This is a genomic window from Agrobacterium tumefaciens (assembly GCF_009649785.1).
Lineage (GTDB): Bacteria > Pseudomonadota > Alphaproteobacteria > Rhizobiales > Rhizobiaceae > Agrobacterium > Agrobacterium tumefaciens.
Genome location: NZ_WJOK01000011.1, coordinates 156,415 through 173,655, shown reverse-complemented (window position 1 = coordinate 173,655; position 17,241 = coordinate 156,415). Strand labels below are relative to the sequence as shown.

15 protein-coding genes are annotated in these 17,241 nt (G+C 57.9%); 8 read left to right on the top strand and 7 right to left on the bottom strand.

Annotated elements, in window-relative coordinates:
• Nucleotides 1–23: 23 nt before the first annotated feature.
• The 4 genes from GH784_RS14140 to GH784_RS14125 form a co-directional block, all read right to left on the bottom strand.
• Nucleotides 24–572: a carboxymuconolactone decarboxylase family protein gene (locus GH784_RS14140; protein WP_025591651.1), complete on the bottom strand. Its 549-nt coding sequence runs from the start codon at nucleotides 570–572 to the stop codon at nucleotides 24–26.
• A gap of 123 nt (nucleotides 573–695) precedes the next feature.
• Entirely contained in the window at nucleotides 696–2,756 is a 2,061-nt protein-coding gene (locus GH784_RS14135; RefSeq protein ID WP_065687676.1) for a 2Fe-2S iron-sulfur cluster-binding protein, read from the bottom strand.
• A gap of 54 nt (nucleotides 2,757–2,810) precedes the next feature.
• Nucleotides 2,811–3,422, bottom strand: a complete 612-nt coding sequence (locus GH784_RS14130) for a glutathione S-transferase family protein (RefSeq protein WP_065687675.1) — start codon at nucleotides 3,420–3,422, stop codon at nucleotides 2,811–2,813.
• A 195-nt stretch (nucleotides 3,423–3,617) separates the two neighbouring features.
• Nucleotides 3,618–5,033 carry an aldehyde dehydrogenase family protein gene (locus tag GH784_RS14125; protein ID WP_003517028.1) on the bottom strand — a complete coding sequence of 472 codons (1,416 nt, stop codon included), beginning with the start codon at nucleotides 5,031–5,033 and terminating at the stop codon, nucleotides 3,618–3,620.
• A gap of 98 nt (nucleotides 5,034–5,131) precedes the next feature.
• On the opposite strand from GH784_RS14125, the gene GH784_RS14120 reads away from it, so the two are divergent.
• The 3 genes from GH784_RS14120 to GH784_RS14110 all read left to right on the top strand — a co-directional run bounded on the left by GH784_RS14120 (nucleotide 5,132) and on the right by GH784_RS14110 (nucleotide 8,691).
• Nucleotides 5,132–6,031: a LysR family transcriptional regulator gene (locus tag GH784_RS14120; protein WP_013637534.1), complete on the top strand. Its 900-nt coding sequence runs from the start codon at nucleotides 5,132–5,134 to the stop codon at nucleotides 6,029–6,031.
• A gap of 350 nt (nucleotides 6,032–6,381) precedes the next feature.
• The gene (locus GH784_RS14115; RefSeq protein ID WP_065687674.1) at nucleotides 6,382–7,749 is read left to right on the top strand and encodes an enoyl ACP reductase FabMG family protein; all 1,368 of its coding nucleotides are present in this window, start codon (nucleotides 6,382–6,384) and stop codon (nucleotides 7,747–7,749) included.
• Nucleotides 7,750–8,067: 318 nt separating this feature from the next.
• Complete coding sequence (locus GH784_RS14110; RefSeq protein WP_035200808.1) at nucleotides 8,068–8,691, top strand: pyridoxamine 5'-phosphate oxidase family protein; 624 nt, start codon at nucleotides 8,068–8,070, stop codon at nucleotides 8,689–8,691.
• A 392-nt stretch (nucleotides 8,692–9,083) separates the two neighbouring features.
• Here the strand turns inward: GH784_RS14110 and GH784_RS14105 are convergent, their stop codons facing one another.
• The 3 genes from GH784_RS14105 to GH784_RS14095 form a co-directional block, all read right to left on the bottom strand.
• Nucleotides 9,084–9,443, bottom strand: a complete 360-nt coding sequence (locus GH784_RS14105) for a hypothetical protein (protein WP_236736209.1) — start codon at nucleotides 9,441–9,443, stop codon at nucleotides 9,084–9,086.
• Between the two features lie 94 nt (nucleotides 9,444–9,537).
• A complete protein-coding gene (locus GH784_RS14100; protein WP_035200805.1) occupies nucleotides 9,538–10,161 on the bottom strand; it encodes a hypothetical protein in 624 nt (207 codons plus the stop codon).
• Nucleotides 10,162–10,456: 295 nt separating this feature from the next.
• The gene (locus tag GH784_RS14095; protein ID WP_013637539.1) at nucleotides 10,457–11,185 is read right to left on the bottom strand and encodes a DeoR/GlpR family DNA-binding transcription regulator; all 729 of its coding nucleotides are present in this window, start codon (nucleotides 11,183–11,185) and stop codon (nucleotides 10,457–10,459) included.
• A gap of 338 nt (nucleotides 11,186–11,523) precedes the next feature.
• Between GH784_RS14095 and GH784_RS14090 the strand changes: the two genes are divergently transcribed.
• The 5 genes from GH784_RS14090 to GH784_RS14070 all read left to right on the top strand — a co-directional run bounded on the left by GH784_RS14090 (nucleotide 11,524) and on the right by GH784_RS14070 (nucleotide 17,232).
• Complete coding sequence (locus GH784_RS14090) at nucleotides 11,524–12,570, top strand: autoinducer 2 ABC transporter substrate-binding protein (RefSeq protein ID WP_003517012.1); 1,047 nt, start codon at nucleotides 11,524–11,526, stop codon at nucleotides 12,568–12,570.
• 71 nt (nucleotides 12,571–12,641) lie between these two features.
• Nucleotides 12,642–14,141 carry a sugar ABC transporter ATP-binding protein gene (locus tag GH784_RS14085; RefSeq protein ID WP_003517010.1) on the top strand — a complete coding sequence of 500 codons (1,500 nt, stop codon included), beginning with the start codon at nucleotides 12,642–12,644 and terminating at the stop codon, nucleotides 14,139–14,141.
• A 13-nt stretch (nucleotides 14,142–14,154) separates the two neighbouring features.
• On the top strand, nucleotides 14,155–15,132 hold the full coding sequence (locus GH784_RS14080; protein WP_065687672.1) for an ABC transporter permease: 978 nt from the start codon (nucleotides 14,155–14,157) through the stop codon (nucleotides 15,130–15,132).
• A 14-nt stretch (nucleotides 15,133–15,146) separates the two neighbouring features.
• Nucleotides 15,147–16,145 (top strand): ABC transporter permease, encoded by a 999-nt coding sequence (locus tag GH784_RS14075; RefSeq protein WP_013637542.1) that lies wholly within the window; start codon nucleotides 15,147–15,149, stop codon nucleotides 16,143–16,145.
• A 4-nt stretch (nucleotides 16,146–16,149) separates the two neighbouring features.
• Nucleotides 16,150–17,232, top strand: coding sequence for an aldose 1-epimerase family protein (locus GH784_RS14070; protein ID WP_013637543.1), 1,083 nt, complete (start codon nucleotides 16,150–16,152; stop codon nucleotides 17,230–17,232).
• Nucleotides 17,233–17,241 lie beyond the last annotated feature (9 nt).

The window sequence follows — 17,241 nt, the reverse complement described above, 5'->3', positions numbered from 1 at the left end:
CTCGTGTCACCCCGTCCTGAATGTCATGCCGCAAGACGATCGATACGCGGGAAATCGATCTCGGTATCGAGGGCTTCGTTGACGTAGTTTGTAAAGGTATTGAGCGCGACATGCGCAATGATCTCGACGATTTCCGCGTCGCTGTAGCCGGCGTCCCGAACTTTTACGATTTCCCCTGGTGCCACCGAGCCACGCGCGGTCGTCAGGGCGCGGGCGAATTCGACGGCTGCCGCAGCCTTGGCGTCGTTCGATGTTCCGCGGCGGTTCGAAGCGATCTCCGCTTCATCGAGCTTGGCGAACTTCGCTCCGGTGAAGGTGTGCGCCGAAAGGCAGTAGTCACAACCGTTGGCTTCGGCCATAGCCAGGGCGATCCTTTCCCGAGTGGCGGGTGCAAGCTTGCCCTTGCCGAGCGCACCCTGCAACGAGGCGAGGCCGTTGAGGGCGGCTGGGCTGTTGGACACGAGGCGGAAGATATTCGGCACGGAGCCGATCTGCTTCTGGATGGTCTCCAGGATCGGCCGTGAGGCTTCGGGCGCCTCCTCAATCGTGGCGGGGGTAGGAATGCGTGACATGGTATTCTCCTTTAATGGTTTTGAGAGACGTGGCTCTCTGATCCTCAAGATGATTGGTAACCGGTTGTTGTTGAACGTCGAAAAGCAGGAAGTGACTGTTGCGTCAGGCGTAGTAATGTTGGTTTAGACGGCGATCTGGATGCCGCCTTCCTGGCTCGCTGGAATGGCACAGCAAAGGAGGATCTCGTCATCGTCAACCTTCGCTGTCGGCTCCTTCAGGTACGTCACAGCGCCTTTGACGAGTTTTGTTTTGCACGTACCGCAATTGCCTTCGCGGCAACTGAACTCGGGCTGAAGACCGCGTGCTTCTGCAAGTTCCAGCAGCGTTCCGGAGCCGGGTGCCCAGCGGGCCTCCTTCAGCGAGTTCGTGAATATGACAGGCACCGGCTTGTCGGATGGCAGCGCACGCAAAGGGGCGGCCCTGGCATCTTTGGCCTCTACAGACCGAACCAGCGACGAGGGTCCGAACGCTTCCGCGTGGATACGATCGTCTGCGATGTTGTAGCCGCGTAAACCGTCATAGAGCGCCTGCGTAAACTGCGGCGGACCACACAGATAGAAGTCGTAGTCGTTGAACGGCAGATGCTTGGTGAGCATAGCCATGTCGATACGGCCGGCAGTATCGTAGTCGGAGCCCTCTGTGGCATCGCCGATGTCGCTGAGAACTCGCACTAACCGGACCACGCCCTTGGCCGCAGCCACGAGTTCGGCAATCTCCTTGTCGAAAGGTCGCTCGGCTTTCGTGCGGGCAGCGTGGAACAACGTGATCGGCCGGATTCGCTGTTTGCGAATTCCCTCGTAGACGACATGACGGAGCATGGCGAGCAGCGGCGTGATGCCGACACCACCGGCAAGGAGCACTGCAGGGCGCGTGGCACGGGCGTCAACACCGAACTCCCCTGCGGGGGGCCGCGCCTCAATCACGTCGCCAACGGAGATGCTGTCGTGCAGAAACTGCGACACGAGCCCATCGCGTTTGACACTGATGCGGTAGATGCCATCGGACGGTGCGACAGACAGGGTGTAGGTCCTGACAACAGGCCGCTCGCTTCCCGGCAGCACCAGCCGGATCGGGAGGTGCTGCCCGGCAGCATGCGGCAGCAACCCCGCGCCGTCGCTTGGCTGGAGATGGATCGAGCGGATCGTCGTGCTTTCCTCGACGATCCTGGTGACCGTCATCGACCGCCATGTGTCTGAAAGTCCGGTGGCACGCATCCGGTCTGCTGCCTGCGCCCAGTTCCCGGTCATCAGAGAATTCGGCGACCATCCATCCTTCTGGAATGCCCAGCGGAGTGCGAGTGCATTCGGTCTCCGGACGATCCGGGTTGGCCTGAACGTCCAGAGCCGTTCCGCGCCCTGGAAGGCCGCAATCTCGGGTGATTCCAGGATGACGTCGGCTTCGCCTGTCATCTGCAGCACATCGCCCGTCGCGAAGTCTACGAAGAGCAGACCTGCTTTCTTGTTCAGCAGAATATTCCCCAGTGTCGAGAAGAAAAGGTTTCCGTCGAAATCGGGAATTGTGAGAACGTCATCATCGCCAACGCGGACGAAGCCGGCATTCCCGCCGCGATGCGAAACGTCAACCTGGCGCCTGTCTTCGCGGTCGACATAGGAGGCAACGAAGAACGCGTCCGCAGTCTTGATCGTGGAGCGAGCAAGGTCGTCAAGCTCGGACAGGTCTTCACGCTGGTTCTGGCTTGGTTGGCCGGGTGCCCTCTCGAATTGGAAATCCCGCAATTGTATGTAGCGCGGGCAGTTGCCGAAGCTCTGATCCACATCGATCCGATAACCGTTCGCTGCGGTGGAGACAAAGCCGTTCATGCGATTGCGGCGACGCGTGTGCATCTCGATGCCGAGCAGGCCGATCGGTTTGCCGTCCGCCATTCCTTCGCTGGCGGGGTCGCTTGGCTCCAAGGTAGAGCGGATATCGAGCGTGGTCGGCGTAGGAGAGGACATGAAGCCGGGTCGGCCCTCGACAAAAGTGGCCCATGCGTCATCGTGGCCATCCACACTGCCAAGGACGATGAACGGGAGCTGGGCATAGAAGTCCCGATGCTGATCCGGCATGAAATCGCGAACGACCCGCTGGCCGACGACCTCCATACGCTCGGCGACACCGACTTTTTCCTGGATGAACTTCTCGCCTTCGTGCCATGTCGGCAGTTTTGTCAAAGTGTCGGTCATGTCAGCTCTCCTAAGAAGGGATCGGGCACGCTTCGGCGCGCACCCGAATGCGGATCAGGCGGCAAGGCCAACCGGAGTCCCGATAAAGTCCACGAAGCCCGGAAGCGCTTCGATACGACGAAGCAGCCTGTTGACCGCAGGATAAGTGGAGAGATCCACGTTGCCTTCAGGGGCGCGGGCCACGTAGCTGTAGATTGCGACGTCAGCGATCGTCGGGCGTTCGCCAACCAGCCATTCTCGGTCGGAAAGCTGAGTTTCGAGTTTTCCAAGGACCGCATGGGCGCGACTAATGACTTCTTCCGGATTGAACTTGGCACCAAAGACGGTGACCAGGCGGGCCGCCGCCGGACCATAAGCGATCTCACCGGCAGCTACCGACAACCAGCGTTGGACCGCTGCGGCGCTCTTCAGGTCATCGGGCAGCCAGTCCGTCCGTCCGGTTTTCTTGGCAAGGTAGACCAGGATCGCGTTGGAATCCGATACGTATTCGCCGTCGTCGTCGAGAACCGGAACCTGGCCAAACGGGTTCATCTTGAGGAAATCGGGCGTCTTGTGCGCGCCGGACATGAGGTCCACCTCAACCAGCTCATGCGGCAGGTTGATCAGTGAAAGGAACAGACGGGCCCGATGCGAGTGGCCCGACAAAGGATGATGATAGAGTTTCATTGTGCGCTCCTGCGAGTATCGTTCGGGTCAATTCCCGATCCGCACCTGCAGATTGCTATTATTACGTGGTGATGAGAACGATCGCGCTTCACACTTCATCATTACGCCAGGTGCAACAATGGCCGCCCAACAGGGTTCGCTCGACGGTATGTGGCATCAGGCCACGCAGCTAAAAAGTTGCGTGGCCTTTAAATGTCACGACAGTACGGCACGGGGTTCGAGAAAGGCCTCGAGCCCAAAGACGCCGAATTCCCGCCCGAAGCCGGATTGCTTGAATCCGCCGAATGGTACCATTGGGTCATGCGGCGCATCGTTGATGAACACGCGGCCTGCCTCGATCTGGTTTGCGACGCGTTTTGCCCGCGCGACGTCGGAAGAAAAGACGTGCGCCTGCAGGCCGTAATCGGTGTCGTTCGCGATCGTGATGGCGTCTTCCTCGTCGCGGTAGGAGATCAGCGATAGCACGGGGCCGAATATCTCCTCGCGCGCGATGCGCATGTCGTTGCGGACGCCGGTAAAGATGGTGGGCTTGACGAACCAGCCGCGCTGCAGCCCTTCCGGACGACCTTCGCCGCCTGCCAGCAGTCTGGCGCCTTCCTCCTGTCCCAGGCGAATATAGCTTTGCACGCGATCCCACTGCTTCTGGCTGACCATCGGACCAACCTGAACCTGTTCGTCGGCCGGTTCTCCCGACCTGAAGTCTTTGATGGTGTGGCTTAGCCGTTCCTCGATTTCACCGAACCTGCTTTCTGGAGCAAGAATGCGGGTTCCGGCAATGCAGGCCTGACCGCTGTTGCGGAACCCTGCCACCAGCACCTGCGGGATGGCGACCTCAAGATCGGCATCGTCCAGAATGATGCTGGGGCTTTTGCCGCCAAGTTCCATTGTGACGCGCTTCATAGTGGCCGCGGCCGCCTGAACAATGCCGCGACCTGTGGCAGTGGAACCGGTGAAGGTGATCTTGGACACGTCGCGGTGAGCCGTCAGTGCCGCACCAACGACGCCTCCATACCCGGTGACGATATTGAAAATGCCATCGGGAAGACCGGCCGCGTGCAGACATTCAGTGATCACCTGCGTCTGCAGGGCGCTCATCTCCGAAGGTTTGATCACCATCGTTGCTCCGGCTGCAATGGCGGCGGAGAGCTTGCCGCAGATAAAACTGTAATTGCTGTTCCAGGGCGTGATCGCCACGGCAACACCCGACGGTCGCATCTCGACATCGGCGCTGCCCATGCGGCGTTGGAACTCGTAGTCCTTCAGCGTTCTTGCCATGTCGAGAAAGACGCTACCTGCGCGTGACGCTGAAAAGCCGATGAAGCCCGATGGCGCACCGTATTCTTCACGCATGGCGGACGCCAGATCGTCGGTTCGGGCGGACACCGCGGCATGCAGCCGGTTCAGCATGTCGATCCGCTCTTTTCTGGTCGTATTCGAAAAGGCTGGGAAAGCGCGTTTGGCGGCAGCAACTGCGCGGTCGGCGTCCCGCTCATCTGCGAGCCGCACGCTGCCGATCTGGTCCTCGGTTGCCGGATTGAAAAGCGGCGCCCATTGATCGCCGTGCGGCGTGACAAACGCCCCGTTGATATAGATCCGATCGATGATGTGCATGTTTCTTCTCCTGTGATGGCTTCACAGCAAAAATGGCATGCGGTAAGTGTTGCGTGTAGTAGGACAAAATCGGACAGCCTGATGAACTGGATTGCGCAATGAGGGCAAGCCTGATCGAGCTTGAAGCGGTTGCCGGCGTCGCGCGTCACGGTGGATTCCGGGCTGCCGCGCGCGAACTGGGTATGTCGTCATCGGCTTTGAGCCATGCGATCGCCGCACTTGAGGAGCGCCTTGCCGTCAGGCTTTTCAACCGCACCACGCGTAGCGTGTCCTTGTCTGCAGCCGGTGAGCAATTCCTATCTGAAATCGCACCTGCCCTGCAGACGCTCGAGAAGGCGATCGAAAATGTCGGTGAACATTCAGATCGGCCCTCCGGGAGACTCCGGCTGAATATGGCGCCGGGCGCGGCGCGCATTCTGCTGCAGCCGCTCATCCTCGAGTACAGCCGTCGATACCCGGATGTCGACATCGAGATAGTGACCGAAAATGCGCTCGTGGATGTGATCGGCAAAGGTTTCGATGCGGGCATTCGTCTCGCCGAGGCTATCTCGCCCGACATGGTGGCCGTACCGATCATTCCGAAAATGCGGTCTTTCGTCGTCGGCTCGCCGCGCTACTTCGACGGCCGTTCAAAGCTTGTCGTCCCAGCCGATCTCGCCCGGCACGTCTGTATCCAGATGCGCATGACAAGCGGGAGACTCTATCGCTGGGAGTTTGAGAAGTACGGGGAAACACACTTGATCGATGTCAGCGGCCATCTGACATTTGATGGGTCTGACCTTATTCTGGAGGCCGCTCTTGCCGGATTTGGGCTCGCCTATCTGGGTGAACATGCACTTGCGCCCCATATTGCCTCAGGCGATCTCATTCCTGTTTTGGAAGACTGGTCTCCCGAATATCCGGGACTTAGCCTTTATTTCTCGCAACGGCGACACATGCCAGCCAAACTGCGTGCCTTCATCGAGCTGATCCGAGAGCGTTCGACTGGCGACAATTGATAACGAGGATGCCTATCTTTGTCGTAAGCCTGGTCGTTGGTGCATATTTTGTCGATACCGGTCTTCTTGCAAACTTGCGAGAAGGCAGTCTGAACAGTCTTCGACGCGACAAGATTCGGCGTGGTGCGCCACTGGAGAGGCGCGATGTTTCCAGCGAGCTCTTTTTTGGTATCGGCGCGCCGATCCTCCAGCCTCGGCGTCCCCTGTATTGTAGGGCGAACAGAGACCGACTTCACGTTTTGAAATGAACGGTCACCGAAAATGAGTTCCCATTCCGTGCCAATGCGGTCATGTCTTTGCAAAACTTGCACGAGCCAGTGTTCGATGACAAACTTTAAAGAGTTGACAGCATGGAAAATCCGGTTGCATTGAATCGCCTTTCTGAAAACACGGTCTTCCGTAAAGGCGACGTTTTCGTACTCTTCGGCGAACTGTTCGGCCGCGGATACGCCACCGGCTTGCTCGACGAAGCGAGACGGGCTGGAATGGAGATTGTGGGGATCACCGTCGGGCGGCGTGACGAGAACAACACGCTGCGGCCGCTCGACGCCGATGAACTGTCTTCGGCGGAGGCCCAGCTGGGCGGCAGGATCATCAACATACCTCTTATGGCGGGTTTCGATCGCGATGCGCCCGCAGACGGGCCGACTCCCACCGATCTCCTGGCAAAAATGACGCTTGAGAGCTGGGAGCACGACAAGCTCGACTGGGACTATGTCAGGCAATGCCGCGACATTGCCAATGCGCGTTTTACGGAATCGCTTTCGAAAGTCATGACCGTTCTCGACGGTATGATCGCCGATGGCCGCAATGTTTTCTTCGCCCACACAATGGCAGGCGGCATCCCGAAGGCGAAGGTGTTCCTGGTTATCGCTAATCGGATCTACAAGGGAACCGGAACCCGCCACATGTCCTCGCAGACCCTGCTCGACAGTGACATGGGAAAACTCATCCTGCAGAATTTTGACGACGTCTCCGCAAACACCTTTCGCCATCTCATCGATTTCAGTGCGGCGATCCGCGAGCGCGTTGAAGCTTCAGGCGGTCAAGTGCGATATACGGCCTATGGTTATCACGGATCGGCGGTCCTCATCGACGGAAGTTATCGTTGGCAGACCTACACCAACTACACCCAGGGTTACGCGAAGATGCGGCTCGAAGGCATTGCAGAGGAAGCCTGGGCTAAAGGGATCAAGGCAACAGTTTATAATTGCCCCGAAATCCGGACCAATTCGTCCGATGTGTTCACCGGTATCGAGCTGCCCCTGATACCGCTGCTGCTTGCGTTGAAGAAAGAAAACGGCGGCCAATGGGCAGATGACCAGTGGCAGGCCTGCCAGCAGCTGCTGGTAGATGGCCTAACGATGGAAGACGTCTTCGGCAAGATCGCCGCCATGCAGGCCAGCGATGTCATGCGTCCGTTCTATGACTTTTCGGCATGGCCCATGGCAAACAGCCAGGCGCAGGCTGATCTCACCATCGGCACGTCCAACGAAATCACCCAGATGCATCGGGATAGCAAGGTGATGATCAGCGATCTGTTGAGCAGTCTCGTTGTGACGGCAACAGGGCAGCTAATCTTCGGTGAATCTTCCGAACCCTCCGGTCCAGTTCTGTGGCTCAACCATGACATTGTGGCTCGGCGACTTAACGCGTCCCACGCGCATTCGAAGTCTTCCGCGCCGCTAATGGGATCCGCGCAGCCTGAGATGGCGTGAAGGCTTCCCAGCCTGGCCTGGAGACCGGGTGCTTTAGCCATGAACGATCCAGAACCACATGGGTGGACTGGTCCCTGGTGGTAAGAAACAACTACCCCGATGCCGAGCTTTTTGTTGATCGTCTCTCCCGGGCCTTGGTCGGATCGTCGCTGATCGCGGCGAGATGCGTTGGCAAGTTGCAGGCTAGGGCTTGCAGGACTAACGTCTACGCCAGATCTGAAGGATATAGCAGCGCAAAAAAATCGGGCTTGCTATAAGACAACTTAGGCTCACACCGGGACACAGTGGTGCGAGCCTGCGTTAACAGGGGATTGAGACATGCCATATCATTTCCTTGAAGTCGCCGTGACGCCAAGCGTCAGAGCCGCTCAGTCTGCCATGGGCGTGGACCAGATCTGGTTGGGTAATGATAGCCGTCCCTCCGATACCCTCACAGAAGACGAGATCGCTTTCATCGCCGCACGTGACAGCTTCTATATGGCATCGGTCTCGGAAACGGGCTGGCCCTACGTTCAACATCGTGGAGGCAATGCCGGTTTTCTCAAAGTCGTTGATCAACGAACTCTGGCCTTTGCCGATTATCGCGGTAACCGACAGTACATCAGCACCGGCAATCTGGCTGCCAATGACCGGGCCTGTCTTTTTCTGATGGATTATGCGCGAAGGGCGAGGCTCAAAATCTATGTCCATGTCGATCGGCTGACACTTGATGCCGACCCGACGCTCAACGATTTGGTATCCGACCCCACATATAAAGGCCGTGCGGAGGGGATTTTCAGGCTTCGGCTTGAAGCGTACGACTGGAACTGCCCCCAGCATATTACTCCGCGCTACACCCAACAGCAGGTCGAGCAGGCAGTCGCTCCTCTTCGTGAAAAACTGATGCAATTAGAAACCGAAAACGCAGCCTTGCGAGCACAGTTGGGAGGACTTCAAACATGAATGAAGTTCTACGACCACCATGTCCCCCGTTCAGCGTGGTGGAGAAAGTCCTGCTTGCCGTCTGTTAGGATATCTGGCAGGCGTTCTTGGCCGCTCCTTTGAGTGCGCGCAACACCTGCAGTGATCAGCCTCATGGGGTACTCACGGTCTACCGGAAATAATTGTCAGCTTTCGGGCTTCGAGTTTGCGGTGAGGCCGTCACAACGCTTCCGACCGCCTTGTGTCGATCGCGGTAATTGTGGAAGAACGGCCAAGAATGTTGGCCGAGCCGCTGCCTTGAGGCTTGTGCCAATGCGTATCGGAGCAAGCCATCAGGCAAGCACAAAAAGTGAGAGAAAATGTTCCGTTTTTCAGTGATAGTGGCTGCGTGCTTGAGTATCAGCGGATGCGGACTAACCAAGGTACCTGATTTTGTGCATGATCGCGACGTGAGCAAGCTGGATGCGGTAGGTGTCAGCCTGGAGGCCGCAAGAGCGATGGCGACGCGAAACGGCTTCCGATGCAACCAAAGCCTTGATCGAAACCGCACAGTCGTGGCCAAAGACAACGTCCAACGCAAGACCGATATCCTTGAGTGCCATAAAACCTCCTTTGACCTGGTCTGCCCGCAGCGACGATACGTGGTTTTCAATGCCGATCCGCAGAGCGGCATAGTTTACAGCGTGGGCCGGCGTATAACCCAACATTCCTGTTTCTAAACCGATGAACTTAAAATGCTCCGGCGTTGAACCTGCCGACGAATGTTCTTTCACGGCAAAGATCGCCGCTGGAACATTGACCCTGCCGATGAAATGTCAGGCCAAGTGCTGTGATCGCGCGTGATACCAAGAGTGCTGGCATAAGTGCTTAACGAAGCAGTCCGTCCACGTCGAACTCCTCCCAGCCGCCGAGCTTCGAGGCCGGATCATCGGAAGACGTCGTTGGCCGCTTCGCAACCTTCTTCTTGAGCGACCGCGTCAGCTTCGCCTGATATGCCGCGCGCCGCCTCTTTTCGGCTTTCGCCTCTGCATCCTCCACCCGCCATTCGTCCACAACGCCACGGTCGAGAAGGTCTTCGACCACCTTGGGGTCAAAGACATGGAACGTGATCTGACGGGCGCGGCCATTCAGTCTGACCGTTCGCGTCCCCGCGCTCGGCAGGCGACCGTCGGCAAGCCAACGATGCCGCTCGCTCGTCTTGATAGTCAGGATGTCCTCGATTTCGCGCGGGATTACCGGCAGTGCAGCGGCCTCCGTCACCACTTTTGTGACGATGGTCGCTGCTGCATTGAAGGCGGTCTTTTCACTGGCCGTCATCGCCAGGGTGAGGTCGACTCCTTCGAGCGAGATCAACTTTTTTGCATGAGCGGGCAGCCTTGCCTGTATTTCTTGAAGGACGCCTTTGGCGCGAACGGCCGACCCCATTGTCACGGTAGCCGGCAGGGTCCATGTTCTGATCAGTTCGATGTGATGTTTTTCATGCTTCGGCATGTCGCACAGATGGTGTTTGAGCGCGTTCAAGTCAAACAGCTAATTGATGGCACTCGTTCACTCGGCCAACTCGCTACGAGGCATGGAAGACACGTCTGATGAACATCAGCCGATCTTTCCTCTCCCTTCGTATTGCTGAAATCTTCCATCAGGATACGCAGGAATGGTGTAGCAGCAGGGGCGTTTCTGCCGGCTTTCTGGCCGGACTGCGGTGATGTTCGCCCTGGTGGGGCGAAAGATATCGCTGAGCTCTCTCTCCCGAGGCTTATTTGGGAGCCCTCGTTGTCGGTTTGTCTCAAGCCCAGGGTGAAGGCTGATCTGCAATAACTGAGTTGAAGTCGCCTATGGCAGCGTAGCGCGCGGCTCGCACCTTTCTGAATTTGCTGCTGTCCACCACCAGATGCTTTTGAACCGAGCGTTGCATAACCATCTGCTTGATCGGCACTTCATGAAAATGTGAGCAGGTGACGCCATGCTGTTCGTCCACGCCACCGGCAGACAAAAATGCCTTGTTGATATTGATGCGCTTCAGCACCTCGATACCCTCATCACCCGAAAACGAAGCCGCTTCCGGATGATAGACCCCCCCGAGCATGATCAGGCGGACATCGGTTCTGCTCGCCAGCTCCTCTGCAACATTGAGGGAATAGCAGATGACCGTGACATGGGCGTTTGCCGGAATTTGCCGCGCCAGATGCGGCATCGTCGTTCCGCAATCGATGAATACAGTGTCATATGGTTCGATTAGAGCTGCCGCCTGCGTGCAGGCGCGCGCCTTGGCAGTTGCATGGCTGTCCTTCTCCTGCTCGAGCACATAGTCGCTGCTGATGGCGCCATCCTGAACCGGAATGATGTAGCCGCCAAGACAGCTAAGCCGCTGACCGTCGGCGGCAATGTCGCGGCGAATGGTAATTTCGGATACGCCAAGCCGGGACGCTGCGTCCCGCAGCCTCAGGACACCCGTTTCCTGAACCAGCCCGGCCAGTGCGTCCAACCTGGCATTGTGTGCACTTATTCTGCTCACCTTATCTCCGCTTTCGGTTTGTCCCTGCGCTTCATATTTCGGTGTTAGTTTCCTTGCAATCGCCCCTCTCTACGCTTGACAGAAGAACAACAAACATGAAACGATCGAAACATAATGATCGGATTGTATCATAATAGTTCGCATTATCGGGAGAGGAAGACAACAGGTTTCTGGGTCACATCGTGGTCCATCTACCGGGGCGTGGGAAGCCTTTTCCGGGAGAATGAGGAGGCGTCGGACGCGTGAGGAGCGGATACCGGCGTTAGGGATCGACCATTGTCGGGTGCTGCGACTGGAATAGGTCCGGCACAGTGCAGTTTCAAAGGGAGGAGTTATCCGTGAACAAGATTTTCGCAACCATCGCGCTTGCTGCCACGCTTTCGGCGTCGGCTGTCTTTGCGCAGAGTGCCGTCGATACATCGAAGGTCAACAAGGAATTGATCACCGCGGCGAGTGGCAAGAAATACACCATTGCGACCGTCGTGAAGGTGGATGGCATCGCGTGGTTTGACCGCATGCGCGATGGCGTCGAGCAGTTCAAGGGCGATACCGGAAACGATGTCTGGATGGTTGGCCCAAGTCAGGCCGATGCCGCCGCCCAGGTACAGATTGTTGAAAATCTCATCGCGCAGGGCGTTGACGCCATCGCCATCGTGCCGTTCTCGGTGGAAGCGGTGGAGCCGGTGCTCAAGAAAGCCCGCGATCGCGGCATTGTCGTCATCAGCCATGAGGCTTCCAATATCCAGAACGTCGATTTCGACATCGAAGCCTTCGACAACAAGGCCTATGGCGCGAACCTGATGAAGGAGCTCGGCAAATCCATGGGCGGCAAGGGCAAATATGTCGCCACCGTTGGCAGTCTGACGTCCAAGTCGCAGATGGAATGGATAGATGGCGCCGTCGAGTACCAGAAGGCCAACTTCCCGGAAATGTCGCAGGCGACCGAGCGGCTGGAAACCTATGACGACGCCAATACCGACTACACCAAACTCAAGGAAGCGATGACCGCCTATCCTGATATCACCGGTATTCTCGGCGCGCCGATGCCGACATCGGCAGGCGCGGGTCGCCTGATCGCCGAAGGCGGTCTGTCGGGCAAGGTCTTCTTCTCGGGCACGGGCCTGGTTTCCGTTGCCGGCGAATACATCAAGAACGATAACATCCAGTACATTCAGTTCTGGGATCCGGCCGTTGCCGGTTATGCCATGAACATGCTGGCTGTCGCGGTTCTCGAGAAGAAGAACGAGCAGATCAAGGCCGGCCTGAATATGGGCCTGCCCGGTTACGAAAGCCTGCTGGTTCCTGACGCCTCCAAGCCACATCTGCTCTATGGCGCAGGTTGGGTCGGCGTGACCAAAGAAAACATGGACAAGTACGACTTCTGATCCGAACCACGGAGGGAGGGGCAACCCTCTCTCCTTACACCCCGTGTTTTCCAGCCTTGCACGAGGCCATTATGACTGAAAATCTGATCGAGCTGCGCCATATCGGCAAGCGGTTTGGCGGCGTGAAGGCGCTCGACGACGTGTCGCTGAGCATTCGCCCGGGAGAAATCCATTGCCTTGCCGGTGAAAACGGTTCCGGTAAATCCACCGTCATCAAAATCATGTCCGGGGTTTACACGCCCGAGGACGGCGAGATTCTGATCGACGGGAAGCCTGTTGGCAAACTCGATCCGGTAAAATCCGTTCACCACGGTATTCAGGTGATCTATCAGGATTTTTCGCTGTTCGGTAACCTGACGGTCGCCGAAAACCTGGCGATCAATACATTCTTGATGGAAGGCCGCAAGACGGTCGACTGGCGACAGGTTCGTCAGCTGGCTCAAAAGGCGTTGGACCGCCTCGGCGTGAGCATCGATCTTGATGCGGATGTCGAAAGCCTGCCCACGTCGGGCAAGCAGATCGTGGCGATCGCCCGCGCTCTCATGGCCGATGCGCGCCTGATCATCATGGATGAGCCGACGACGGCGCTAACGCGCCACGAGGTCGATGCCCTGTTCAAGATCGTGCGCGATATTCAGGCGCAGGGCATTGCCGTTCTCTTTGTCAGCCACAAGATGCGCGAGATGCTCGAAATCAGCGAGCGCCTGACCGTTTTCCGCAACGGCAAGAAGGTTGCCGAAGGACCGATTGCCGAATTCGACGAGCCGGCAATCACACGCGCGATGACGGGGCAGGAACTGACCGCCCACAGCTACCAGTGGGCTCCTCGGGAGGGCGCCGACATGCCGGTGCTGGAAGTGCGCAATCTCTCGGTTCCGGGTTCGGTGGAAAATGCCGACCTGACGCTGAGGCCGGGCGAAATCGTCGGTATTTCGGGCTTGATCGGTTCGGGTCGCACCGAACTTGCACTGGCGCTGTTTGGCATGCGCCCTGACTTTACAGGTTCAGTGCGCCTTGCAGGCCGCGAGGTTCACCCGAGGACCGTTCAGGAAGGTATTGCCTGCGGTGTCGCCTATGTGCCGGAGGACCGCCTGACCGAGGGGCTATTCCTGACACAATCGATCGAGCGCAATATCATTGTCACGTCGATTGAGAAATTCGTCCGCGGTCTTTTCATCAATCGTAAAAAGGCCGACGAAACGACCCGCGATATGTTCTCGGCCATGCAGATCGTGGCGCCGGGACCGCACACGCCGGTCAACCATCTGTCCGGCGGCAACGCACAGCGCGTGGTTCTGGCCCGCTGGCTGCTGACGGGCGCCAAAGTGCTGATCCTGAACGGCCCGACCGTCGGTGTCGATGTTGGTTCCAAAGCACAGATTCATAACATCATCCGCAAACTGGCCGAAAAGGAAGGCCTGTCCGTGCTGATGATTTCCGACGATGTCCCGGAACTGGTGCAGAACTGCAATCGCGTGGTGGTTATGCACCGCGGCCGTTTCGTTGATGAATTGTCCGGAGAAGGCATGACCGAAGACGCCGTTAATGACCGGCTCAAGACGCTGAATTGAGGGGCCGCAAAACATGAAATTCTTCAGAAGCACAGAATTTATTATCGCGGGCGTCTTGCTGGCGGCCATGGTCATTATTGGTACTATCAACCCCGCATTCTGGTCGCTGGACAACATTTTCGGGCTGCTGCGTTCCAATGTCGTGATCGGCATTATGGCGCTCGGCGTCCTGCTGGTGATGATTTCCGGCGGTATCGATGTTTCGTTCACGGCCTTTGCCATTGCAGCGATGTATCTGACTGTGCGCGCCATGGTCTATCTGGGTTATGACGGCGTGCTCGTTCCCTTCGTTTCGGCAACGCTGATTGGGCTGGCTCTTGGTGCGTTCAACGGTTTCATTATCCACCGTTTTAGGATGATCCCGCTGATCGTGACGCTTGGAACCGGATCGATCGTGCGTGGTCTGGTTCTAGGCCTCGTCGGCACCAGCATCGTCAACATCAACAAGATGCCAAAGGAACTGATCGGGTTCGGCAAAACCGACGTCATCTCGCTGACGTCGGCCACGGGATCGACTTTCGGCCTGACCGCGATGTTTGTGGTCTATATGGGTCTGGCATTGGTTATCCACCTCGTCCTCACCTACACCATGATCGGGCGCAGTGTTTATGCCTATGGCGGCTCGCCCGAAGCGGCCAAGCGCGTTGGCTTCAATACGGGCGCGACGATCTTCTTTGTCTATTGCGTTGCCGGTGCGCTGGCAGGTTTCTCAGGGCTGCTGCACTCATCGATGATCTGGCTTGCCAACCCGCGTGACTTTGTCGGTCTCGAACTCGACGTGATAGCGGCCGTGGTTCTGGGCGGGGCATCGATCTTTGGCGGACGCGGCACGGTTCTCGGCACGTTGATGGGCGTGTTCATGCTGGTGATGGTCAAAAACTCACTGATCATCATGAAGGTGGACACCACCTGGCAGCGCGTCGTTGTCGGCCTGATCATCATCGTCGCCACCGCCATCACCGCATGGCGCGATCGCAAAAGCATAGCGTAACGGGAGAGCGCATCATGAAAAATTCGTTCGATATGCGCCGGCTTCTCGGCAACGACAACAACATCCTTCAGCTCCTTGTGATCACCGTCATCGTCTTCGCGCTGATGACCTGGATGAACCCCGGCAAGTTCCTGAATTATTACAACTTCGAGTCCATCAGCTATATCATGCCCGAACTGGGGATCCTCTCCATCGCCATGATGATCGCCATGCTGACCGGCGGCATCGATCTTTCCGTGGTGGGGATTGCCAATCTGGCGGGTATCATCGCAGGCGTCTATTTCCATTCCACCATGGTTCAGGCAGGGCAATCCTCTACGTCGGGCATGGTGTTATACACCGGTCTTGGCATCCTGCTCGCCATGGCAGTCGGCTTGCTGGCCGGTTTGGTCAACGGCCTGCTGGTCGCGAAACTGCGCATTACGCCAATCCTTGCGACGCTTGGCACAGGCCAGGTCTTGATGGGACTGGCACTCGTGATGACCGGCGGGCCGGCGATCGTCGGTTTTCCCGATGCATGGAACTGGATCGGTAACGGTAAAATCTTCGGCATCGCGACTCCGTTCCTGCTGTTCGTCGCCGTGTGCATCATCGTGGCTATCCTGCTGACGCGCTCGACGCTTGGCATCAACCTGATGCTGATCGGGACCAATCCGCGGGCCGCAGTGTTTGCCGGCATCCGCAAAGATCGCATGATGCTGTATTCCTACATGCTGACCGGCGTTCTGGCGTCACTGGCGGGGATCATTCTGTCCGGCCGAACCAATGCAGCGAAATCCGACTACGGTGCGTCCTATCTGTTGCAGGCGGTGCTGATCGCGGTACTCGGCGGCACCAATCCCGCAGGCGGAAAGGGGCGGGTTCTTGGCATCGCCATCGCACTGATCGCCCTCATGCTGCTTTCCTCCGGCTTCCAGATGATGCGGTTCTCCAACCACCTTATCGACTTCATCTGGGGGGCATTCCTCATTCTCGTCATCGCCATCAATGCGTGGCGCAACCCCGGCAGGTGATCTCATGCAGGCGACGGAATTTCATCTCCGCAGGCAGGACTTTACAGACGTCCCGCATCTTCTGGCCGCAACCGATGGGCTGAAGGTCACCGCCTTCCGCTATGCCACCGGCATTGAGGCACTGCAATTGGACAACCGCCTCGGCCGGATCGTCATATTGCCTTTCATGGGGCAGATGATCTGGAGCGTGGCGTTCAACGGCGTCGACCTGACCATGGGAAGCCGCTTTGCCATACCACGACCGGCAGGTTCAATCGTCGAGACCTATGGGTGTTTTGCATTCCACAGTGGCATGCTGCGCAATGGTTGCCCGTCGCCGCAGGACAATCACCCCCTGCACGGTGAAATGCCCTGTGCCGCCATGGACAAGGCCGGTTTTGTCGTCGCCCACGACGCGCGCGGCGCCTATGTTCGGGTAACAGGCGAAGTTGAATATGTCATGGGCTTCGGCGCCAATTATCTCGCCCGCCCCAGCGTGACTTTGCACGCTGAAGACACGCTTTTTGACATGGTCATGGATATCCAGAACCTGTCATCAGCGCCCATGGACCTCATGTATATGTGCCATGTGAACTTTGCTTATGCCGAGGGTGCACGCATCGTTCAGCCCGTGCCGTATACGCCGGAGCAGGTGAAGGTGCGCACGGCCGTGCCCGGCCATGTGACGCCAAACCCCGATTATCTTTCCCTGCTGGAGACGCTGGCAAAGCAGCCTTCAGCCATGGAAGTGCTTAACGAGCCGCAACGTTACGACCCCGAACAGGTGTTTTACATTAACGGCCTGCCGACGGACGGCGAGGGGCTTACGCATCTGATGATGCAGCGGCGTGAGGGCGATGGCTTTGCCATCTCCTATCCGCTTGCCGCCTTCCCGAAGACGGTGCGCTGGATCCTGGTCAATGGGGATTCGCAAGTTGCCGCATTTGCCCTGCCGTCGACCTGCGAGCCGGAGGGCTATCTGGCGGAGAAGGCCAAGAACAACGTGCAGAGCCTGGCACCGGGCGAACGCAGGGCGTTTCCGGTACGGCTCGGCTATCTCGATTGCGCTGCCGCCGATCAGTTCGGCGCCAGGATCAGCGCCCTTTGAAACAGGATA